Source organism: Enterobacter sp. K510, from assembly GCF_055804875.1.
Window position 1 is genome coordinate 234,398 of sequence record NZ_JBNRLQ010000008.1, and the last position, 20,495, is coordinate 254,892.

A 20,495-nucleotide genomic window follows, 5' to 3' on the forward strand; every position below is an offset into this window, starting at 1 on the left:
GCCATCCGGCAAAACATTACTGCTGCTGCGAAGACTGGATCGCCGTCAGGGCGATGGTGTAGACAATATCGTCTACCAGCGCGCCACGGGACAGGTCGTTCACCGGCTTACGCATACCCTGCAGCATCGGCCCGATGGAGATCAGGTCGGCAGAGCGCTGTACCGCTTTGTAAGTGGTGTTACCGGTGTTCAGATCCGGGAAGATGAACACGGTAGCACGACCCGCAACCGGCGAGTTCGGCGCTTTAGATTTCGCCACGTCAGCCATTACTGCTGCGTCATACTGCAACGGACCGTCGATCACCAGATCCGGACGTTTTTCCTGAGCGATACGGGTCGCTTCGCGGACTTTCTCTACGTCGCTACCTGCACCAGAGTTACCGGTGGAGTAGGAGAGCATTGCCACGCGCGGCTCGATACCGAAGGCCACGGCGGAGTCAGCGGACTGGATAGCGATCTCTGCCAGCTGTTCAGCGGTCGGATCCGGGTTGATCGCGCAGTCACCGTAAACATAAACCTGTTCCGGCAGCAGCATGAAGAACACGGAAGACACCAGCGAGCTACCCGGCGCGGTTTTGATCAGCTGTAACGGCGGACGGATGGTGTTCGCGGTGGTGTGAACCGCACCGGAAACCAGACCGTCAACTTCGTCCTGCTCCAGCATCAGCGTACCCAGTACCACGTTGTCTTCCAGCTGTTCGCGGGCAACGGCTTCGGTCATGCCTTTGTTCTTACGCAGCTCAACCAGACGGGCTACGTAGCTTTCACGCACCACTTCCGGATCGACGATTTCGATGCCAGCGCCCAGCTCAACGCCCTGGGATGCCGCCACGCGGTTGATTTCGTCCGGGTTACCCAGCAGCACACAGGTGGCGATGCCGCGCTCTGCGCAGATGGCAGCCGCTTTTACGGTACGCGGCTCGTCGCCTTCCGGCAGCACAACGCGTTTGCCAGCCTGACGGGCCAGCTCGGTCAGCTGATAGCGGAACGCTGGCGGAGAGAGACGACGGCTACGCTCGGAGGTGGCGGTCAGGGACTCGATCCAGTCAGCATTGATGTAGCTGGCAACGTATTCCTGAACTTTCTCGATACGCTGGTGGTCATCAGCCGGCACTTCGAGGTTGAAGCTTTGCAGGCTCAGGGAGGTCTGCCAGGTGTTGGTGTTCACCATGAATACCGGCAGGCCGGTGGCGAAAGCACGTTCACACAGTTTGGCGACGCGGGCGTCCATTTCATAAGCGCCGGTCAGCAGGATAGCGCCGATTTCCACGCCGTTCATCGCGGCGAGGCAGGCAGCCACCAGCACGTCAGGACGGTCTGCGGACGTCACCAGCAGGGAGCCCGGACGGAAATGTTCCAGCATGTGCGGAATGCTGCGCGCGCAGAAAGTCACGGACTTCACGCGGCGGGTATTGATGTCGCCTTCGTTAACGATGGTGGCGTTCAGGTGACGCGCCATATCGATAGCACGGGTGGCGATCAGATCGAAGCTCCACGGCACTGCGCCCAGCACCGGCAGCGCGCTGGAGTGTTGCAGCTGGGTCGGATCGATATTGCTGACCTGCGCTTTGGAAGAGTCGTCGAAAATCTCGGACAGATCCGGGCGGGTACGACCCTGCTCGTCAACCGGGGCATTCAGCTTGTTAACGATAACGCCGGTAATGTTGGCGTTTTTCGCGCCGCCGAAGCTGCTGCGGGTCAGTTCAATACGCTCTTTGATCTGCTCAGCCGTATCCGTACCCTGAGACATGACGAACACGATTTCGGCATTCAGGGTTTTGGCGATTTCATAGTTCAGCGACTGGGCGAACTGATGCTTACGCGTCGGCACCAGGCCTTCAACCAGCACCACTTCGGCGTCTTTCGCGCTTTCGTGGTAGCGGGCGATGATCTCTTCCATCAGCACATCTTTCTGGTTGCTGGAGAGCAGAGATTCCACGTGGCTCATTTTCAGCGGTTCCGCAGCCGGCAGGCCGGAGTTCGCGCGCACGATGGTGGTGGTCTGGTCAGGGGCATCGCCGCCAGCGCGCGGCTGGGCGATAGGTTTGAACACGCTCAGACGAACGCCTTTGCGTTCCATTGCACGGATCACACCGAGGCTGACGCTGGTCAGGCCGACGCTGGTTCCGGTAGGGATGAGCATAATAATACGGGACACGATTTATCCTCTTTCGTTACCGCCGCTGCGGGCGGAAGATAAAACAGCACCGCCAGCGTTGGCTGGCGGTGTGGTGAATCAGGCAGTCAGACGGTTAGCGTCTTGTGCGATGACCAGCTCTTCGTTGGTCGGGATAACCATCGCCGGGGTGGTGCCTTCTTTGTTGATGAAACCGGATTTGCCGAAGCGGGCAGCCAGGTTACGTTCATGATCAACATCGAAGCCCAGAACGCCCAGTTTGCCCAGGGACAGTTCACGCACCATAGCGGCGTTTTCACCGATACCGCCGGTGAAGACAACGGCGTCCAGACGGCCGTCCATCAGCGCAGTGTAAGAGCCGATGTATTTCGCCAGACGGTGGCAGTAAACGTCCATTGCACGTTTAGCGTCCGCTTTTTCTGCGTAGTTGTCTTCAACATAACGGCAGTCGCTGGTGACTTCGGTCAGACCCAGCAGGCCGGACTGTTTGGTCAGCATGGTGTTGATGTCATCAACGCTCATGCCCAGGTTATCGTGCAGGAAGAAGATAATCGCCGGATCCAGGTCACCGGTACGGGTGCCCATCACCAGGCCTTCCAGCGGGGTCAGACCCATGGAAGTATCGACACACTCACCGTTACGGATAGCGGAAACAGAGCCGCCGTTGCCCAGGTGGCAGGTGATGATATTTACTTCTTCTACCGGCTTGTTCAGCATTTTGGCCGCTTCTTGCGTCACGAAGTAGTGGCTGGTGCCGTGGAAACCATAACGACGTACACCGTGCTCTTTGTACAGGTTGTACGGCAGGGCATAGAGGTAAGACTCTTCCGGCATGGTCTGATGGAACGCGGTGTCGAACACAGCCACGTTTTTGTCTTTCAGATGCGGGAAGGATTTCAGTGCTTCGGTAATGCCGATCAGATGAGCCGGGTTATGCAGCGGTGCGAACGGCGCGGCGTCTTTGATACCCTGGATCACGGACTCGTCGATGATTACGGAACTGGTGAATTTTTCACCGCCGTGGACGATACGGTGACCAATCGCGGTCAGCTGCGCAGACAGTTCTGGTTTTTGTGCCAGAATAGTGTTAACGATAAAGTTCAGCGCTTCACTGTGAGCGGCACCTGCACCTAAAGCCGCTTCTTGTTTATTGCCGTCCATTTTCCATTTCAGGCGGGCTTCAGGAAGATGGAAACATTCGGCTAAACCAGAAAGGTACTCTTCACCGTTTACAGCATCGATAATTGCGAATTTCAGTGAGGAGCTACCGCAGTTCAGAACCAGTACTAACTTACTCGACATGGAAGTACCTATTATTGATACGTGGCTAAAAAAACGTCAGTGAGTCTCACAGCGTAGCGTATGATGACGCTGACATTTATGATTAACATCATGCTCAGTTAACTTTTTGGCACGATGAAAGGGAATACAGATAATTTTATGCCATTTTGTACAAATTTCAGGCAGTGGCATAATATTCATTAAATTGACGATGTTTGTTTCGTCGTCTATGGCCAAATCAGGCTGAAACAGGATACCTGATAGCAGCGTGGTATGACAAAATATTTTGAACGTTGTCCCGAGCAGTTGTTGTTTTGCACAAATTTTTTAATTTTTATATGTGAAGTTGAGGTAACGCCATGTCTGCACCTGAAGATCGCCATGTGAGCTTTTTCAGCCTGTTTCGTCGGGGACAGCATTATGCGAAAACCTGGCCCATGGAAAAGAGCCTCGCTCCGCTTTTTGTTGAAAACCGCACGATCCGCGTTACGCGCTACGCCATTCGCTTTATGCCGCCCCTCGCGGTATTCACCCTTTGCTGGCAGATCGCCCTTGGCGGTCAACTTGGTCCGGCGGTGGCCACCGCGCTTTTTGCGCTGAGCCTGCCGATGCAGGGCCTGTGGTGGCTGGGCAAGCGTTCGGTCACGCCATTACCGCCCTCCATTCTGCAATGGTTTTATGAAGTGCGCGGCAAACTCCAGGAGGCCGGGCAGGCGCTGGCCCCTGTTGAAGGCAAACCCGATTATCAGGCGCTGGCTGACACGCTTAAGCGCGCCTTCAAACAACTGGATAAAACTTTCCTGGATGATTTGTAATTCGACCATGATTACGCATATAAAGAAGGCACATAATTTATGTGCCTCTTTTTTTGCCGTGAAGTAATGAGGAGTAACGAATGGAAATGACCAACGCCCAACGCCTGATCCTGTCGAATCAGTACAAAATGATGACCATGCTGGATCCCAATAATGCCGAGCGTTACCGCCGTCTGCAAACCATCGTGGAACGCGGCTTTGGCCTGCAAATGCGCGAACTGGATCGTGAATTCGGCGAGCTGTCGGAAGAGACCTGCCGGGTGGTGATCGACATTATGGAGATGTATCACGCGCTGCACGTATCCTGGACCAACCTGAAAGACGCGCAGACGATTGACGAGCGTCGGGTCACTTTTCTCGGCTTCGATGCGGCGACAGAATCCCGTTACCTCAGCTATGTCCGCTTTATGGTGAACACCGAAGGGCGTTACACCGATTTCGATGCCGGTACGCATGGCTTCAATGCACAAACCCCGATGTGGGAAAAATACCAGCGTATGCTGGGCGCATGGCATGCCTGCCCGCGTCAGTACCATCTGAGCGCCAACGAAATTAACCAGATTATTAACGCCTGAGGACCTGCCTGTGCTGTGTAAAGGATTTTTGTTTGACCTGGATGGCACGCTGGTGGACTCGCTGCCAGCCGTTGAGCGGGCGTGGTGTAACTGGGCGGACCGTTTTGGCATCGCGCATGACGAGGTGCTGAATTTCATCCACGGCAAACAGGCCATCACCTCGCTGCGTCACTTTATGAAAGGGCGCAGTGAAGAGGAGATCGCCGCGGAATTCACTCGTCTGGAAGGCATCGAAGCCAGCGATACCACTGGTATCATCGCGCTGCCGGGGGCGGTGGCGCTGCTGACACATCTCGACGCGCTGGACATTCCCTGGGCGATCGTGACGTCCGGATCGATGCCGGTCGCCCGTGCGCGGCATCAGGCCGCCGGTTTACCCTCGCCGAAAGTGTTTGTCACCGCCGAACAGGTGAAACGCGGCAAACCGGAGCCGGACGCCTATCTGCTGGGAGCGGAGCTGCTCGGCCTGCCAGCGGAAAACTGTGTGGTGGTGGAAGATGCCTCCGCCGGGATCCTCTCCGGGCAGGCGGCGGGCTGCCATGTCATTTCCGTTAACGCCCCGGAAAACTCACCGCGTCTTGATGAAGTGGATTTTGCGCTGCAAAGCCTGGAGGCGCTGGTCATCACCCGGCGACCGGACGGCGAGGTAGAGGTACAAATTAACGCCTGATCCCATGATTTAGCCCCGTTCCGACGAGGCTTTTTTATGGCACAATAATTACCCTCTCAACGAATAAGGATATAGGGTGAACGGGGAATTAATTTGGGTTCTGTGCCTTCTGGGCGTGGCCATTGTACTTTTTGCTACCGGCAAGGTGCGCATGGATGCCGTCGCGCTGCTGGTGATCATCGCCTTCGTACTCAGTGGAACCTTAACGCTCAGCGAAGCCTTTTCCGGCTTCAGCGATCCTAACGTCATTCTTATCGCCGCGCTCTTTGTGATGGGCGACGGTCTGGTACGTACCGGCGTCGCCACCAGTATGGGCGCGTGGCTGGTTAAGGTGGCGGGCAGCAGCGAAACCAGAATGCTGGTGATGCTGATGATCACCGTTGCGGGCCTCGGCGCCTTTATGAGCTCAACCGGCGTGGTCGCCATATTTATTCCCGTCGTGCTCAGCGTCTCCATACGCATGAAAATCTCGCCGTCGCGGTTGATGATGCCGCTCAGCTTTGCCGGGCTTATCAGCGGCATGATGACGCTGGTCGCCACGCCGCCGAACCTGGTGGTGAACAGCGAATTGTTGCGCGAGGGACTGGCGGGCTTTAACTTTTTCAGCGTCACGCCGCTGGGGCTGGCGATCCTCGGGCTTGGCATCCTGTACATGCTGATAATGCGCTTTGCGCTGAAAGGCGAGCAGCCGGAGCATCAGCGCGACGGCTGGAAGCGCCGCACCTTTCGCGATTTAATCAAAGAGTATCGCCTGACCGGGCGCGCACGGCGTCTGGCGATCCGCCCCGGCTCGCCGATGATCGGCCAGCGGCTGGACGATCTGAAACTGCGCGAGCGTTACGGCGCGAACGTCATCGGCGTCGAGCGCTGGCGGCATTTTCGCCGCGTGATGGTCAACGTTAACGGCGTGTCGGAATTCCGCGCCCGTGACGTGCTGCTGATCGATATGTCGGCGGCGGATGTCGATTTGCGTGAGTTTTGCAGCGAGCAGCAGCTGGAGCCGATGATCCTGCGCGGCGAGTATTTTTCCGACCAGGCGCTGGATGTGGGCATGGCGGAAGTGTCGCTGATCCCCAATTCCGAGCTTATCGGTAAAACGGTACGTGAAATCGGCTTTCGCAGTCGTTACGGCCTGAACGTGGTGGGTATCAAGCGCGACGGCAGCGCTCTTGAGGGGGCCATCGTCGATGAGCCGCTGGCGCTGGGGGATATTTTTCTGGTGATCGGCAACTGGAAGCTGATTTCCGCGCTGGGGCAGAAGGGCCGCGATTTTGTGGTGCTGAATATGCCGGTGGAGGAGAGCGATGCCTCCCCCGCGCACAGCCAGGCGCCCCACGCCATTTTTTGTCTGGTGCTGATGATCGCCCTGATGCTGACCGATGAGATCCCCAATCCCATCGCGGCCATTATCGCCTGTCTGCTGATGGGCAAGTTCCGCTGTATCGACGCGGAAAGCGCCTGGAAAGCCATTCACTGGCCGAGCATTATTCTTATCGTCGGCATGATGCCCTTTGCGCTGGCGCTGCAAAAGACCGGCGGCGTGGATCTGGCAGTAAAAGGGCTGATGCAGTTCGGCGGTGGCTACGGGCCGCACATGATGCTGCTTTGTCTGTTTGTCCTCTGCGCCACTATTGGCCTGTTTATCTCCAATACCGCCACGGCGGTACTGATGGCGCCTATTGCGCTGGCGACCGCCAAATCCATGGGACTCTCTCCGTACCCGTTCGCCATGATGGTGGCGATGGCGGCTTCGGCGGCCTTTATGACGCCGGTCTCCTCGCCGGTGAATACCTTAGTGCTGGGACCGGGGAATTATAAGTTCAGCGATTTTGTGAAGATTGGCGTGCCGTTCACCCTGATCGTGATGGTGGTGTGCGTGGTGTTGATCCCGGTGTTGTTCCCGTTTTGAGGTATGTGGGGATATTTTGCCGGGTGGCGACTGCGTTTTACCCGACCTACGATTTGGTGTGAAATCACAGGCCCGGCAAGCGCAGCGCCGCCGGGCAGGGCGGTCAGAGTGGAGAATCCTGGCTGATCTCATCCAGCGACAGCTGAAAACTCGGCACAAACACTGCCATAAAATAATCCATCTCCTCGCTGCGTCGCGCGGCGAGGGTTTTTTCCAGCCGCGACTTCGCCAGCAAAAATTCATTATTTCCGGCAGACAGCTCTTCCAGACATTTCAGGTAGGCGCACAGGGCATCCGCCTGTTTGACGATCAGCTTTTCGTCTTCGCTGTACTGGTGCTCGTCGATCAGCGGCGCAAAAATATCCCGCAGCTCTTCCGGCACCATATCCACCAGCTTCTGCTGGGCGATTTTCTCAATTGCTTTGTATTCCTGGGCGATCTGCGTATTGAAATATTTTACCGGGGTAGGGAGATCGCCGGTCAGCACTTCCGAGGCGTCGTGATACATCGCCAGCAGCGCAATACGCTCGGCATTGACGTTGCCGTTAAACTTGCGGTTTTTGATCGCCGCCAGCGCATGGGCAACCATCGCCACCTGCAAACTGTGCTCAGAGACGTTTTCCGTGCGCACATTGCGCATCAGCGGCCAGCGATTGATTAATTTAAGACGGGAAAGATGGGCGAAGAAATGACTTTGACTCATGGGTAACCTGCCGGTGGCAACAACGTAAAGCCATTGTGCCCGCAGAGCGGGGGAAGATGCAAACTTCCCCCTTGCACATGTTACTGGCGATAACCCGACAGGAAGCGACCAAAGCGGGTGATGGACATTTCCAGATCGTCAAGACGCGGCAGCGTCACGATGCGCACATGATCCGGCCACGGCCAGTTAAACGCCGTTCCCTGCACCAGCAGTACCTTTTCCTGCAACAGGAAATCGAGCACCATTTTCTGGTCATCATGAATATTGAAGCGTTTCGCATCAATTTTCGGGAACATGTAGAGCGCGCCTTTCGGTTTGGTGCAGGAGACGCCAGGAATATCGTTGATCAGCTCCCATGCGCGGTTGCGCTGCTCGTACAGACGTCCCCCCGGCACAATAAACTCGCTGATGCTCTGATAACCACCCAGCGCGGTCTGAATGGCGTGCTGCGCCGGAACGTTGGCGCACAGGCGCATTGACGCCAGCATCTCCAGCCCTTCGATATAACCTTTAGCGTGTTTTTTCGGGCCGTTCAGTACCATCCAGCCCTGACGGAAGCCCGCCACGCGGTAGGTTTTGGACAGGCCGTTAAAGGTGATGGTCAGCAGATCCGGCGCCAGCGGCGCAATGGAGTGGTGTTCTGCCTCGTCATAAAGAATTTTGTCGTAGATCTCATCGGCGAAGATGATCAGGTTATGCTGACGGGCGATCTCGACGATCTCCAGCAGCAGCTCTTTTGAATAAACTGCGCCGGTCGGGTTGTTTGGGTTAATGATCACGATGCCGCGGGTACGGGGCGTGATTTTCGCGCGAATATCGTCCAGATCCGGGAACCAGTCGGAAGACTCGTCGCAAATATAGTGCACGGCTTTACCGCTGGAGAGCGCGACGGCGGCGGTCCATAATGGGTAGTCAGGCGCGGGCACCAGCATTTCATCACCGCTGTTCAGCAGCGCCTGCATGGACTGCACGATAAGTTCAGACACGCCGTTGCCGATATAAATATCTTCCACGGTGACGTCGCGCATGCCGCGTGCCTGATAGTGCTGCATGATCGCTTTACGGGCGGAATACAATCCCTTGGAATCGCAATATCCCTGGGCGGTCGGGAGATTACGAATAACATCAACAAGGATCTCGTCCGGCGCTTCAAAGCCAAAAGGCGCGGGGTTACCGATATTGAGCTTAAGAACTTTATTGCCTTCTTCTTCGAGGCGTTTTGCTTCTTTAAGCACCGGGCCACGAATGTCGTAACAGACGTTATCTAACTTGCTGGATTTTTCGATGGGTGACATGAACCTTTGACCTTTTAGCTGTTATTGGCCACTCCCTGCCGTGGAAGTCAGCACGGAATAATGTACTCCGCCGGGTGGCAGTTTAGAAGGCTTTACAGAAGAAGATTTTGCGGCCTTTTGTCAGTCGCTGGCAGAGGTTAACGCTGCGCGGGGGAGTGGTTGTCCAGTTAAAATTCCTGTTTAATTTGCAGTGAAAGCGCTTGATCTTGCCTTAAAGGAAATCACGGGAGTTTTAGTCTGATATTCGTTGAGGCCGTTATATCAGCGTGTTTGCGGCATGAACTGGATGAGACGGAATCAAAACCGTGCGCCCGCTATTGTTCAGCAGTATTAATGAATTCTCAATTTATCAATTAATATTTATTTAATATTATGATTGAAAAATCAGGGTGACGGTAAATATCAATAAGTCTAAGCTACGTCTCCGGTCTTCGTTAGCATCAGAACATTCCCAATAACACTTATGAAAATAAGGTTTTTGCGGTAAGATGCCTGTAACAAATGCCGGATACGTATGGCTTTTTTTGGTTGTCATATCTATTACAAAATTCAATTCATTGTTATTACAGGATTTTATTTTGTAATCGATAATAAAAACGTTGGGGTTCAGGTATTGCGGTACCCGCGTGAAAACGCAAACGAATGTAAACTGAGATAAAGATTTTACCGGTAAATGTTTGTTTACTTATATCAATGCTAACCCGAGCAGTCGAAAATAAGACCATAAGCGGGATTTGCCAGATAAGCCCGCAAAATAGATGCCCTAACCTGCGTCAAATCCACCCTGGACCATGACGTTGCTGGATGCATGTTTTAAATGGAATTACTTCTTTCTTACGAATACAGCAAATACCGGGCGGCTCATCGAGGGCGACCTGGGAGTGAAAAAATATGATAAATGCAAATCGTCCGATACTAAATCTCGACCTCGATCTGCTGAGAACTTTTGTTGCGGTTGCCGATCTTAACACTTTCGCAGCGGCAGCGGCGGCAGTTTGCCGAACACAGTCAGCGGTCAGTCAGCAAATGCAACGCCTTGAGCAGCTGGTGGGGAAAGAGCTGTTTGCCCGTCATGGTCGCAACAAACTGTTGACTGAACATGGCATCCAGTTGCTGGGCTATGCGCGAAAAATTCTGCGCTTTAATGATGAAGCCTGCACCTCGTTGATGTTCAGTAATATCCAGGGCGTGTTGACCATCGGCGCGTCTGACGAATCCGCAGATACCATACTGCCGTTTTTGTTAAATCGCATTAGCACGGTCTATCCGAAAATTGCTCTGGATGTGCGCGTTAAACGCACGCCCTATATTCTGGAGATGCTGGAAAGTAACGAAGTGGATCTGGTGGTCAGCACCCACCGGCCTGCGCAATTCGAATCCCTGACCCTGCGACGTTCGCCAACCCACTGGTACTGCGCCGCGGAATACGTTCTGCAAAAAGGGGAGTCGCTGCCGCTGGTGCTGCTGGAGGATCCGAGCGTACTGCGCGATACGGTTATTCACACGCTGAATGCGGCAGATATTCCCTGGCGCATGGCGTATGTGGCCTCAACCCTTGCGGCAGTCAAAGCCGCGGTGAAAGCCGGACTGGGGGTCACTGCCCGGCCGGTAGAAATGATGAGTCCGGATCTGCGCGTGCTTGGCCCGGCCGACGGTCTGCCGCCGCTGGCCGACACGGAATACGTACTCTGCCATAACCCGCAGGCAGAGAGCGAACTGGCGCAGGTTGTCTTCCAGGCGATGGAAAATTATCACACGCCCTGGCAGTACAGCACCGTTACTCCGCAAGAGGGAGGGGATCCCTTTATTGTCGAGCAGGATCTTGAGTAACAACTGTGCTGTAAACTCGTAACAAAATGTAATTACGCAAAACAAACCAATGGCGGCAATAATGCCGCCTTTGGTTTGAAAACCTCACTATCCCATCAGTTTTAATCTTAAATCATCATTTATATCTATATATATCATTATGTTAATGATTGGCGTTTTGCTATATCCCAGCCCGTAATGGTCTTATTCATAGCTGCTGTTCATGTTAAAAAACGAGCTGGTTTGTTGCTGTTTTTTTGGGTGAATTAACAAAAGCGTGTCACAGATCAAGAAAATACTCCCATTTAGGGGGAGGAATCCTGGGGAAATCCTGTCAAAATAAGAGGGTAATTTTTGTTTAACCTCACAACGGACACGATTCAACAGGGTAAAAACGCTCCCGGTGTTTTACCACTGGCGAATAAAAAGGCATTAAATGTTAATGAAATGTCTTGGATGTAAACTAATGTGAGGTAACTTTTGTTAAAGTTGACAAAAGGTTATAGAAAGGAGTAAAAAACCACATCATTTTACTGTCTACGGCACTACTCGCAGTAAATGTATGGTTTTTTTTGTTCCTCCCTTAAATCGATGTGGCGTTCATCTGCCAGCAAGAGCAGAGGTTTCAGCGCTACTTTTTGAGTTAAGCAATGCGTATGTCAACATCCACTGAAGTTATCGCTCATCACTGGGCATTCGCTATCTTTCTTATTGTTGCTATAGGCCTGTGCTGCCTGATGTTGGTAGGCGGCTGGTTCTTGGGCGGTAGGGCCCGCGCCAGGCATAAGAACACGCCGTTTGAATCGGGTATCGATTCCGTCGGCACGGCTCGCCTGCGCTTGTCTGCCAAGTTCTATCTGGTAGCCATGTTCTTCGTCATCTTCGACGTGGAAGCGCTCTATCTCTACGCATGGTCAACCTCTATCCGTGAAAGCGGTTGGGTCGGCTTTGTCGAGGCCGCAATTTTCATTTTAGTGCTACTGGCGGGTTTGGTTTATCTGGTGCGTATTGGCGCGCTGGACTGGACACCTGTGCGTTCGCGTCGCGAGCGTATGAACCCTGAAATCACCGGTAACACTAACCGTCAAGGCTAACCGCGAGGCAATAAGATGGATTACACGCTCACCCGCATAGATCCTAACGGTGAGAACGACCGTTACCCCCTGCAAAAACAGGAGATCGTAACAGACCCCCTGGAGCAGGAAGTGAACCGTAGCGTGTTCATGGGCAAGCTCGAAAATGTCCTGCACGATATGGTCAACTGGGGCCGCAAAAACTCAATCTGGCCTTATAACTTTGGCCTGTCCTGCTGCTACGTTGAAATGGTGACCTCCTTTACGGCGGTGCACGACGTGGCGCGTTTCGGCGCTGAAGTATTGCGTGCGTCCCCGCGTCAGGCTGACCTGATGGTTATCGCCGGCACACCTTTCACCAAAATGGCCCCGGTCATTCAGCGTCTTTATGACCAGATGCTTGAGCCAAAATGGGTGATCTCCATGGGTGCCTGCGCCAACTCCGGCGGCATGTACGACATTTACTCCGTGGTGCAGGGCGTTGACAAATTCCTCCCGGTGGATGTGTACATCCCTGGCTGTCCGCCGCGCCCGGAAGCGTATATGCAGGCACTGATGCTGTTGCAGGAATCGATTGGTAAAGAACGTCGTCCGCTCTCCTGGGTGGTTGGCGATCAGGGCGTTTATCGCGCCAACATGCAGTCAGAGCGCGAGCGCAAACGCGGTGAACGCATTGCTGTAACCAATCTGCGTTCTCCTGACGAGATTTAATTTGCGCCTGCGGGCTGTGGAGAAACCCTTCGCATATCAAAACAAATAGCGCGAAGCCACGCCCGACAGTCACCACGGACCATTTGCAATGGTGAACACTATGACCGACTTAACCGCGCAAGACGCCGCATGGCAGACCAGGGACCATCTCGATGACCCGATCATCGGCGAACTGCGCAACCGTTTTGGGCCGGATGCCTTTACCGTTCAGGCGACCCGCACCGGGGTACCCGTTGTCTGGGTGAAGCGTGAACAATTGCTGGAAGTTGGCGATTTCTTAAAGAGAGTGCCGAAACCGTACGTCATGCTGTTCGATTTACACGGCATGGACGAACGTCTGCGCACCCACCGTGACGGGTTACCCGCCGCGGATTTTTCCGTTTTCTATCACCTGATTTCCTTCGATCGCAACCGCGATATCATGCTGAAGGTGGCGCTGTCAGAAAACGATCTGAATGTGCCGACCTTCACCAAACTTTTCCCGAACGCCAACTGGTATGAGCGTGAAACCTGGGAAATGTTCGGTATCAATATCGAAGGCCACCCGCACCTGACGCGCATCATGATGCCGCAGACCTGGACCGGCCACCCGCTGCGCAAAGACTACCCGGCGCGCGCCACCGAATTCGATCCATTTGAGCTGACCAAAGCCAAACAGGATCTGGAGATGGAAGCGCTGACCTTCAAGCCGGAAGACTGGGGCATGAAACGCGGTACCGATAACGAGGACTTTATGTTCCTCAACCTCGGTCCGAACCACCCGTCTGCGCACGGTGCATTCCGTATTATCCTGCAGCTCGACGGCGAAGAGATCGTCGATTGCGTCCCGGATATCGGCTATCACCACCGCGGCGCGGAAAAAATGGGCGAGCGCCAGTCCTGGCACAGCTACATTCCGTATACCGACCGTATCGAATACCTCGGCGGCTGCGTTAACGAAATGCCGTACGTGCTGGCGGTTGAAAAACTGGCGGGCATTAAAGTGCCTGAGCGCGTCGATGTGATCCGCGTAATGCTCTCTGAGCTGTTCCGCATCAACAGCCACCTGCTGTACATCTCGACCTTTATTCAGGACGTGGGCGCGATGACGCCGGTCTTCTTCGCCTTTACCGATCGTCAGAAAATCTACGATCTGGTGGAAGCGATCACCGGCTTCCGTATGCACCCGGCCTGGTTCCGCATTGGCGGCGTCGCGCACGATCTGCCGCGCGGCTGGGATCGCCTGCTGCGTGAATTCCTCGACTGGATGCCGAAGCGTCTGGCTTCCTATGAGAAAGCCGCGCTGCGTAACAGCATTCTGAAAGGCCGCTCCCAGGGCGTGGCCGCTTACGGCGCGAAAGAAGCGCTGGAGTGGGGCACCACCGGCGCGGGCCTGCGTGCGACCGGCATCAACTTCGACGTGCGTAAGGCGCGTCCGTACTCCGGTTATGAGAACTTCGACTTTGAAGTGCCGGTAGGCGGCGGGGTAAGCGACAGCTATACCCGCGTAATGCTGAAAGTTGAAGAGCTGCGCCAGAGTCTGCGCATCCTTGAGCAGTGCCTCAATAACATGCCGGAAGGCCCGTTCAAAGCGGATCACCCGCTGACCACGCCGCCGCCGAAAGAGCGCACGCTGCAACATATCGAAACCCTGATTACTCACTTCCTGCAGGTTTCCTGGGGTCCGGTCATGCCGGCCAACGAATCCTTCCAGATGATTGAAGCAACCAAGGGTATTAACAGTTACTACCTGACCAGCGACGGCAGCACCATGAGCTACCGCACCCGTGTGCGTACGCCAAGCTTCCCGCATTTGCAGCAGATCCCGTCAGCGATCCGCGGCAGCCTGGTATCCGACCTTATCGTCTATCTGGGTAGTATCGATTTTGTTATGTCAGATGTGGACCGCTAATTATGCACGAGAATCAACAACCACAGACCGAGGCTTTCGAGCTGAGTGCCCTCGAGCGCGATGCCATTGAGCACGAGAAGCACCACTACGAAGACCCGCGTGCGGCGTCCATTGAAGCGCTGAAAATCGTTCAGAAACAGCGTGGCTGGGTGCCGGATGGCGCGATCTATGCGATCGCAGAGGTGCTGGATATTCCGGCAAGTGACGTGGAAGGCGTGGCGACGTTCTACAGCCAGATCTTCCGTCAACCGGTTGGCCGCCATGTGATCCGCTACTGCGACAGCGTAGTGTGTCACATCACCGGCTATCAGGGCATTCAGTCGGCGATTGAGCAGAAGCTCAATATCAAGCCGGGGCAGACGACCTTCGACGGTCGCTTCACGCTGCTGCCGACCTGCTGCCTGGGTAACTGCGACAAAGGCCCGAGCATGATGATTGATGAGGATACTCACAGCCATCTGACGCCGGAGGCGATCCCTGAGCTGCTGGAGCGGTATAAATGAAAAACATTATCCGTACTCCCGAAACCCATCCGCTGACCTGGCGTCTGCGCGATGACAAACAGCCGGTATGGCTTGAAGAATACCAGAGCAAAAATGGCTATGAAGGGGCGCGTAAAGCGCTGACCGGCATGGCGCCGGACGATATCGTTAACGCCGTAAAAGACTCAGGTTTGAAAGGACGCGGCGGCGCGGGCTTCTCCACCGGTCTTAAGTGGAGCCTGATGCCGAAAGACGAATCCATGAACATCCGTTACCTGCTGTGTAACGCCGATGAAATGGAGCCGGGCACCTATAAAGACCGCCTGCTGATGGAGCAACTGCCGCACCTGCTGGTGGAAGGCATGCTCATTTCCGCGTTCGCGCTGAAAGCATACCGTGGCTATATCTTCCTGCGTGGCGAATACATCGAAGCAGCCGTGCACTTGCGCCGTGCGATTGCCGAAGCGACCGAAGCCGGTCTGCTTGGTAAAAACATCCTGGGCAGCGGATTTGACTTCGAACTTTTCGTGCACACCGGGGCAGGGCGTTACATTTGCGGTGAAGAAACCGCCCTGATTAACTCCCTTGAAGGCCGCCGCGCGAACCCGCGTTCCAAGCCGCCGTTCCCGGCAAGTTCCGGCGTATGGGGTAAACCGACCTGCGTTAACAACGTTGAAACGCTGTGTAACGTACCGGCGATCCTCGCGAACGGCGTGGAGTGGTATCAGGGCATCTCGACCAGCAAAGATGCCGGCACCAAACTGATGGGCTTCTCCGGCCGCGTGAAAAATCCGGGCGTGTGGGAACTACCGTTCGGCACCACCGCGCGTGAAATCCTCGAAGATTACGCGGGCGGCATGCGCGATGGCCTGAAATTCAAAGCCTGGCAGCCGGGCGGCGCGGGAACTGACTTCTTAACCGAAGCGCATCTCGATCTGCCAATGGAATTCGAAAGCATCGGCAAAGCGGGCAGCCGTTTAGGTACGGCGCTGGCGATGGCGGTGGATCACGAGATCGGCATGGTTGGCCTGGTGCGTAACCTGGAAGAGTTCTTTGCCCGTGAGTCCTGTGGCTGGTGTACGCCGTGCCGCGATGGTCTGCCATGGAGCGTGAAAATTCTGCGTGCCATTGAGCGTGGCGAAGGCCAGCCAGGGGATATCGAGACACTTGAGCAACTGTGTCGTTTCCTCGGGCCGGGTAAAACCTTCTGCGCACACGCGCCGGGCGCGGTTGAACCGCTGCAAAGCGCGATTAAATATTTCCGCGAAGAATTCGAAGCTGGCATCAAACAGCCGTTCAGCAATACCCATGCAATCAACGGTATTCAGCCGAACCTGTTGAAAGCCCGCTGGTGAAGCCCACAAGTTCATCCAGGCAGCCAACGCAGAGGCAGCCTGAATGAGGAAGTGGTAACGATTTTTTTAATTTGGAAGCATGCTAATGGCTACGATCCATGTAGACGGCAAAGATTACGAGGTCAACGGGGCGGACAACCTGCTACAGGCATGTCTCTCGTTAGGTCTTGATATTCCGTATTTTTGCTGGCATCCGGCGCTGGGTAGCGTGGGTGCTTGCCGCCAGTGTGCGGTGAAGCAGTATCAGAACGCGGAAGACACGCGCGGCCGCCTGGTCATGTCCTGTATGACACCGGCTACCGATAACACCTTTATCTCTATTGACGACGCAGAAGCGAAACAGTTCCGCGAAAGCGTGGTGGAGTGGTTAATGACTAACCACCCGCACGACTGCCCGGTCTGTGAAGAGGGCGGTAACTGCCACCTTCAGGATATGACCGTAATGACCGGTCACAGCTTCCGTCGCTACCGTTTCACCAAGCGTACCCACCGCAACCAGGATCTGGGGCCGTTCATCTCCCATGAAATGAACCGCTGCATCGCCTGCTACCGCTGCGTGCGTTACTACAAAGACTATGCTGACGGCACCGACCTGGGTGTGTACGGTGCGCACGACAACGTCTATTTCGGTCGCCCGGAAGACGGCGTGCTGGAAAGCGAATTCTCCGGCAACCTGGTGGAAATCTGCCCGACCGGCGTGTTCACCGATAAAACGCACTCCGAGCGTTATAACCGTAAATGGGACATGCAGTTTGCGCCGAGCATCTGCCAGCAGTGTTCCCTCGGCTGTAACACCAGCCCGGGTGAGCGTTACGGCGAGCTGCGTCGCATCGAAAACCGTTACAACGGTACCGTTAACCACTACTTCCTCTGCGACCGTGGTCGTTTTGGCTATGGCTATGTGAACCTGAAAGACCGTCCGCGTCAGCCGGTTCAGCGTCGTGGCGACGATCTGATCACCCTCAACGCTGAACAGGCGATGCAGGGCGCGGCGGATATTCTGCGCCAGTCGAAGAAAGTGATCGGTATCGGTTCCCCGCGCGCCAGCGTGGAAAGCAACTTTGCGCTGCGTGAACTGGTAGGAGCGGAAAACTTCTATACCGGTATCGCCAGCGGCGAGCAGGAACGTCTGGAGCTGATGCTGAAAGTGCTGCGCGAAAGCGGCATTCATACCCCGGCGCTGCGTGACATCGAATCCTACGATGCCGTGCTGGTGCTGGGCGAAGACATTACCCAGACAGGCGCGCGCGTCGCGCTGGCTGTCCGCCAGGCCGTGAAAGGGAAAGCCCGTGAAATGGCCGCCGCGCAGAAAGTCGCGGACTGGCAGATCGCCGCTATCCTCAACATCGGTCAGCGTGCCAAACACCCGCTGTTTGTCACCAACGTTGACAGCACCCGTATGGACGACATCGCCGCCTGGACCTATCGCGCGCCGGTTGAAGATCAGGCGCGTTTGGGCTTTGCCATTGCGAACGCGCTCGACGCCAGCGCACCGGCCGTTGAAGGCATCGATCGCGATCTGCAAAACAAGATCGACGTGATCGTCTCGGCGCTGGCCAGCGCGAAAAAACCGCTGATTATCTCCGGTACTAACGCCGGCAGCACGGCGGTTATTCAGGCCGCCGCTAACGTCGCCAAAGCGCTGAAAGGCCGTGGCGCAGACGTCGGCGTGACCATGATTGCCCGCGCAGTGAACAGCGTCGGCCTCGGTATGATCGGCGGCGGCTCGCTGGACGACGCCCTGACCGAACTGGAAACCGGTCGTGCTGATGCGGTGGTGATCCTGGAAAACGATCTGCACCGTCATGCTTCTGCCGCCCGCGTTGACGCCGCGCTCTCCCGCGCGCCGCTGGTGATGGTTATCGACCATCAGCGCACGGCGATCATGGACAAAGCGCACCTGGTGCTCTCTACCGCCAGCTTCGCCGAAAGCGACGGTACGGTGATCAACAACGAAGGCCGCGCACAGCGTTTCTTCCAGGTTTACGATCCGTCTTACTACGACCGCAACGCCATCATGCTGGAAAGCTGGCGCTGGCTGCACTCGCTGCACAGCACCGTGCAGAGCCGCGAAGTGGACTGGACGCAGCTCGATCACGTGATCGACGCCGCAGTTGCGGCGCTGCCGCAGCTGGCCGGTATTAAAGATGCCGCGCCGGATGCCAGCTTCCGCATTCGTGGTCAGAAACTGGCCCGTGAACCGCATCGTTACAGTGGCCGTACCGCCATGCGCGCCAACATCAGCGTGCATGAACCGCGTCAGCCGCAGGACAAAGACACTATGTTTGCCTTCTCTATGGAAGGGAACAACCAGCCATCCGCGCCGCGCTCGCAAATTCCGTTTGCCTGGGCGCCGGGCTGGAACTCCCCGCAGGCATGGAACAAGTTCCAGGCCGAAGTGGGCGGCAAACTGCGTCATGGCGATCCGGGCGTACGTCTGATCGAAGCCTCTGACAGCGCGCTGGATTATTTCGATCACGTACCGGCTGGTTTCCAGGCGGAAGAGGGGAAATGGCGTGTAGCGCCTTACTACCATCTGTTCGGCAGTGACGAAATGTCCCAGCGTTCACCGGTCTTCCAGCAACGTATGCCGCAGCCGTACATTGCGCTCAATCCGGCAGACGCCGCGAAACTGGGCGTGAATGCCGGTGCGAAACTTGCCTTCAGTTATGAAGGTCAGACGGTCAGCTTACCGCTGGTGATTTCTGAAGGACTGACGGCAGGGCAGGTCGGCTTGCCGATGGGTATGCCGGGCATCGCGCCGGTACTGGCAGGCGCACGCGTTGAGGATCTGCAGGAGGCACAGCAATGAGTTGGTTTACCCCGGAGTTGATTGACATCCTGCTCAGCATTCTCAAAGCGGTGGTTATTCTGCTGGTTGTGGTGACCTGCGGCGCGTTCATGAGTTTCGGTGAACGCCGCCTGCTGGGCCTGTTCCAGAACCGTTACGGACCGAACCGCGTAGGCTGGGGTGGCTCACTCCAGCTGGTCGCGGACATGATCAAAATGTTCTTTAAAGAGGACTGGGTACCGAAATTCACTGACCGCGTGATTTTCACCCTGGCCCCGATGATCGCCTTCACCTCGCTGCTGCTGGCCTTTGCTATTGTGCCGGTCAGCCCGTCGTGGGTGGTGGCGGATCTGAACATCGGCATCCTGTTCTTCCTGATGATGGCAGGCCTTGCGGTTTACGCGGTGCTGTTCGCAGGCTGGTCGAGCAACAACAAATACTCGCTGCTCGGTGCGATGCGTGCATCTGCGCAAACCCTGAGCTACGAAGTGTTCCTCGGCCTCTCGCTGATGGGCGTGGTGGCGCAGGCCGGTTCATTTAATATGACCGATATCGTCAACAACCAGGCCGACATCTGGAACGTGATCCCGCAGTTCTTCGGGTTTATCACCTTTGCTATCGCGGGCGTGGCAGTGTGTCACCGTCACCCGTTTGACCAGCCGGAAGCCGAGCAGGAACTGGCCGACGGTTATCACATTGAATATTCCGGTATGAAATTCGGTCTGTTCTTTGTGGGCGAGTACATCGGTATCGTCACCATTTCCGCGCTGATGGTTACCCTGTTCTTCGGTGGCTGGCATGGCCCGTTCTTACCGCCCTTCATCTGGTTCGCACTGAAAACCGCGTTCTTCATGATGATGTTCATTTTGATCCGCGCAGCATTGCCTCGTCCGCGTTATGACCAGGTGATGTCCTTCGGCTGGAAAGTTTGCCTGCCGCTGACGCTACTCAACTTGCTGGGCACCGCGGCTGTCATTCTCTGGCAGGCGCAATAAGGG

General features: G+C 55.7%; 16 protein-coding genes. 12 read left to right on the forward strand and 4 right to left on the reverse strand.

Translation table 11 applies throughout. The features are described from left to right. Positions 1–16 precede the first annotated feature (16 nt). Positions 17–2,158, reverse strand: a complete 2,142-nt coding sequence (pta, locus tag ACQUTD_RS15750) for a phosphate acetyltransferase (RefSeq protein WP_072569217.1) — start codon at positions 2,156–2,158, stop codon at positions 17–19. Positions 2,159–2,236: 78 nt separating this feature from the next. Next, positions 2,237–3,439, reverse strand: a complete 1,203-nt coding sequence (gene ackA / locus ACQUTD_RS15755; protein ID WP_318377281.1) for an acetate kinase — start codon at positions 3,437–3,439, stop codon at positions 2,237–2,239. A 338-nt stretch (positions 3,440–3,777) separates the two neighbouring features. Between ackA and yfbV the strand changes: the two genes are divergently transcribed. From yfbV to ACQUTD_RS15775, 4 genes are all read left to right on the forward strand, one after another. Then, positions 3,778–4,233: a terminus macrodomain insulation protein YfbV gene (gene yfbV / locus ACQUTD_RS15760; RefSeq protein WP_072569215.1), complete on the forward strand. Its 456-nt coding sequence runs from the start codon at positions 3,778–3,780 to the stop codon at positions 4,231–4,233. An 80-nt stretch (positions 4,234–4,313) separates the two neighbouring features. After that, entirely contained in the window at positions 4,314–4,808 is a 495-nt protein-coding gene (locus ACQUTD_RS15765; RefSeq protein ID WP_072569214.1) for a YfbU family protein, read from the forward strand. Between the two features lie 4 nt (positions 4,809–4,812). Continuing rightward, complete coding sequence (locus ACQUTD_RS15770) at positions 4,813–5,478, forward strand: sugar phosphatase (RefSeq protein ID WP_473277145.1); 666 nt, start codon at positions 4,813–4,815, stop codon at positions 5,476–5,478. A 76-nt stretch (positions 5,479–5,554) separates the two neighbouring features. Further along, positions 5,555–7,387 carry an SLC13 family permease gene (locus ACQUTD_RS15775; RefSeq protein WP_473277105.1) on the forward strand — a complete coding sequence of 611 codons (1,833 nt, stop codon included), beginning with the start codon at positions 5,555–5,557 and terminating at the stop codon, positions 7,385–7,387. 103 nt (positions 7,388–7,490) lie between these two features. Here ACQUTD_RS15775 and yfbR read toward each other — a convergent pair whose 3' ends face one another. Beyond that, complete coding sequence (gene yfbR, locus ACQUTD_RS15780; RefSeq protein ID WP_072569211.1) at positions 7,491–8,090, reverse strand: 5'-deoxynucleotidase; 600 nt, start codon at positions 8,088–8,090, stop codon at positions 7,491–7,493. 80 nt (positions 8,091–8,170) lie between these two features. Next, positions 8,171–9,385, reverse strand: coding sequence for an alanine transaminase AlaA (gene alaA, locus ACQUTD_RS15785; protein ID WP_318362818.1), 1,215 nt, complete (start codon positions 9,383–9,385; stop codon positions 8,171–8,173). 891 nt (positions 9,386–10,276) lie between these two features. Here alaA and lrhA point away from each other — a divergent pair. The 8 genes from lrhA to nuoH all read left to right on the forward strand — a co-directional run bounded on the left by lrhA (position 10,277) and on the right by nuoH (position 20,492). After that, positions 10,277–11,215 carry a transcriptional regulator LrhA gene (gene lrhA / locus ACQUTD_RS15790; RefSeq protein ID WP_072569209.1) on the forward strand — a complete coding sequence of 313 codons (939 nt, stop codon included), beginning with the start codon at positions 10,277–10,279 and terminating at the stop codon, positions 11,213–11,215. A 629-nt stretch (positions 11,216–11,844) separates the two neighbouring features. After that, the gene (gene nuoA / locus ACQUTD_RS15795; protein WP_072569207.1) at positions 11,845–12,288 is read left to right on the forward strand and encodes an NADH-quinone oxidoreductase subunit NuoA; all 444 of its coding nucleotides are present in this window, start codon (positions 11,845–11,847) and stop codon (positions 12,286–12,288) included. 15 nt (positions 12,289–12,303) lie between these two features. Then, on the forward strand, positions 12,304–12,978 hold the full coding sequence (gene nuoB / locus ACQUTD_RS15800) for an NADH-quinone oxidoreductase subunit NuoB (RefSeq protein WP_072569206.1): 675 nt from the start codon (positions 12,304–12,306) through the stop codon (positions 12,976–12,978). An 88-nt stretch (positions 12,979–13,066) separates the two neighbouring features. After that, a complete protein-coding gene (gene nuoC, locus ACQUTD_RS15805) occupies positions 13,067–14,869 on the forward strand; it encodes an NADH-quinone oxidoreductase subunit C/D (protein WP_473277108.1) in 1,803 nt (600 codons plus the stop codon). 2 nt (positions 14,870–14,871) lie between these two features. Continuing rightward, complete coding sequence (gene nuoE, locus ACQUTD_RS15810) at positions 14,872–15,372, forward strand: NADH-quinone oxidoreductase subunit NuoE (protein ID WP_072569205.1); 501 nt, start codon at positions 14,872–14,874, stop codon at positions 15,370–15,372. Continuing rightward, on the forward strand, positions 15,369–16,706 hold the full coding sequence (gene nuoF, locus ACQUTD_RS15815) for an NADH-quinone oxidoreductase subunit NuoF (protein ID WP_072569204.1): 1,338 nt from the start codon (positions 15,369–15,371) through the stop codon (positions 16,704–16,706). The genes nuoE and nuoF overlap by 4 nt, the downstream gene beginning before the upstream one ends. Before the next feature lie 85 nt (positions 16,707–16,791). Next, positions 16,792–19,518: an NADH-quinone oxidoreductase subunit NuoG gene (gene nuoG / locus ACQUTD_RS15820; RefSeq protein ID WP_318362819.1), complete on the forward strand. Its 2,727-nt coding sequence runs from the start codon at positions 16,792–16,794 to the stop codon at positions 19,516–19,518. Continuing rightward, positions 19,515–20,492 carry an NADH-quinone oxidoreductase subunit NuoH gene (nuoH, locus tag ACQUTD_RS15825; protein WP_072569202.1) on the forward strand — a complete coding sequence of 326 codons (978 nt, stop codon included), beginning with the start codon at positions 19,515–19,517 and terminating at the stop codon, positions 20,490–20,492. The genes nuoG and nuoH overlap by 4 nt, the downstream gene beginning before the upstream one ends. Positions 20,493–20,495: the final 3 nt, after the last annotated feature.

What these genes read in the sequence shown, in the direction of transcription:
- ackA (WP_318377281.1), bottom strand. Translation starts at nt 3,439, where the DNA reads ATGTCGAGTAAGTTAGTACTGGTTCTGAACTGCGGTAGCTCCTCACTG.
- yfbV (WP_072569215.1), top strand. Translation starts at nt 3,778, where the DNA reads ATGTCTGCACCTGAAGATCGCCATGTGAGCTTTTTCAGCCTGTTTCGT.
- ACQUTD_RS15765 (WP_072569214.1), top strand. Translation starts at nt 4,314, where the DNA reads ATGGAAATGACCAACGCCCAACGCCTGATCCTGTCGAATCAGTACAAA.
- yfbR (WP_072569211.1), bottom strand. Translation starts at nt 8,090, where the DNA reads ATGAGTCAAAGTCATTTCTTCGCCCATCTTTCCCGTCTTAAATTAATC.
- alaA (WP_318362818.1), bottom strand. Translation starts at nt 9,385, where the DNA reads ATGTCACCCATCGAAAAATCCAGCAAGTTAGATAACGTCTGTTACGAC.
- lrhA (WP_072569209.1), top strand. Translation starts at nt 10,277, where the DNA reads ATGATAAATGCAAATCGTCCGATACTAAATCTCGACCTCGATCTGCTG.
- nuoA (WP_072569207.1), top strand. Translation starts at nt 11,845, where the DNA reads ATGCGTATGTCAACATCCACTGAAGTTATCGCTCATCACTGGGCATTC.
- nuoB (WP_072569206.1), top strand. Translation starts at nt 12,304, where the DNA reads ATGGATTACACGCTCACCCGCATAGATCCTAACGGTGAGAACGACCGT.
- nuoC (WP_473277108.1), top strand. Translation starts at nt 13,067, where the DNA reads ATGGTGAACACTATGACCGACTTAACCGCGCAAGACGCCGCATGGCAG.
- nuoE (WP_072569205.1), top strand. Translation starts at nt 14,872, where the DNA reads ATGCACGAGAATCAACAACCACAGACCGAGGCTTTCGAGCTGAGTGCC.
- nuoF (WP_072569204.1), top strand. Translation starts at nt 15,369, where the DNA reads ATGAAAAACATTATCCGTACTCCCGAAACCCATCCGCTGACCTGGCGT.
- nuoG (WP_318362819.1), top strand. Translation starts at nt 16,792, where the DNA reads ATGGCTACGATCCATGTAGACGGCAAAGATTACGAGGTCAACGGGGCG.
- nuoH (WP_072569202.1), top strand. Translation starts at nt 19,515, where the DNA reads ATGAGTTGGTTTACCCCGGAGTTGATTGACATCCTGCTCAGCATTCTC.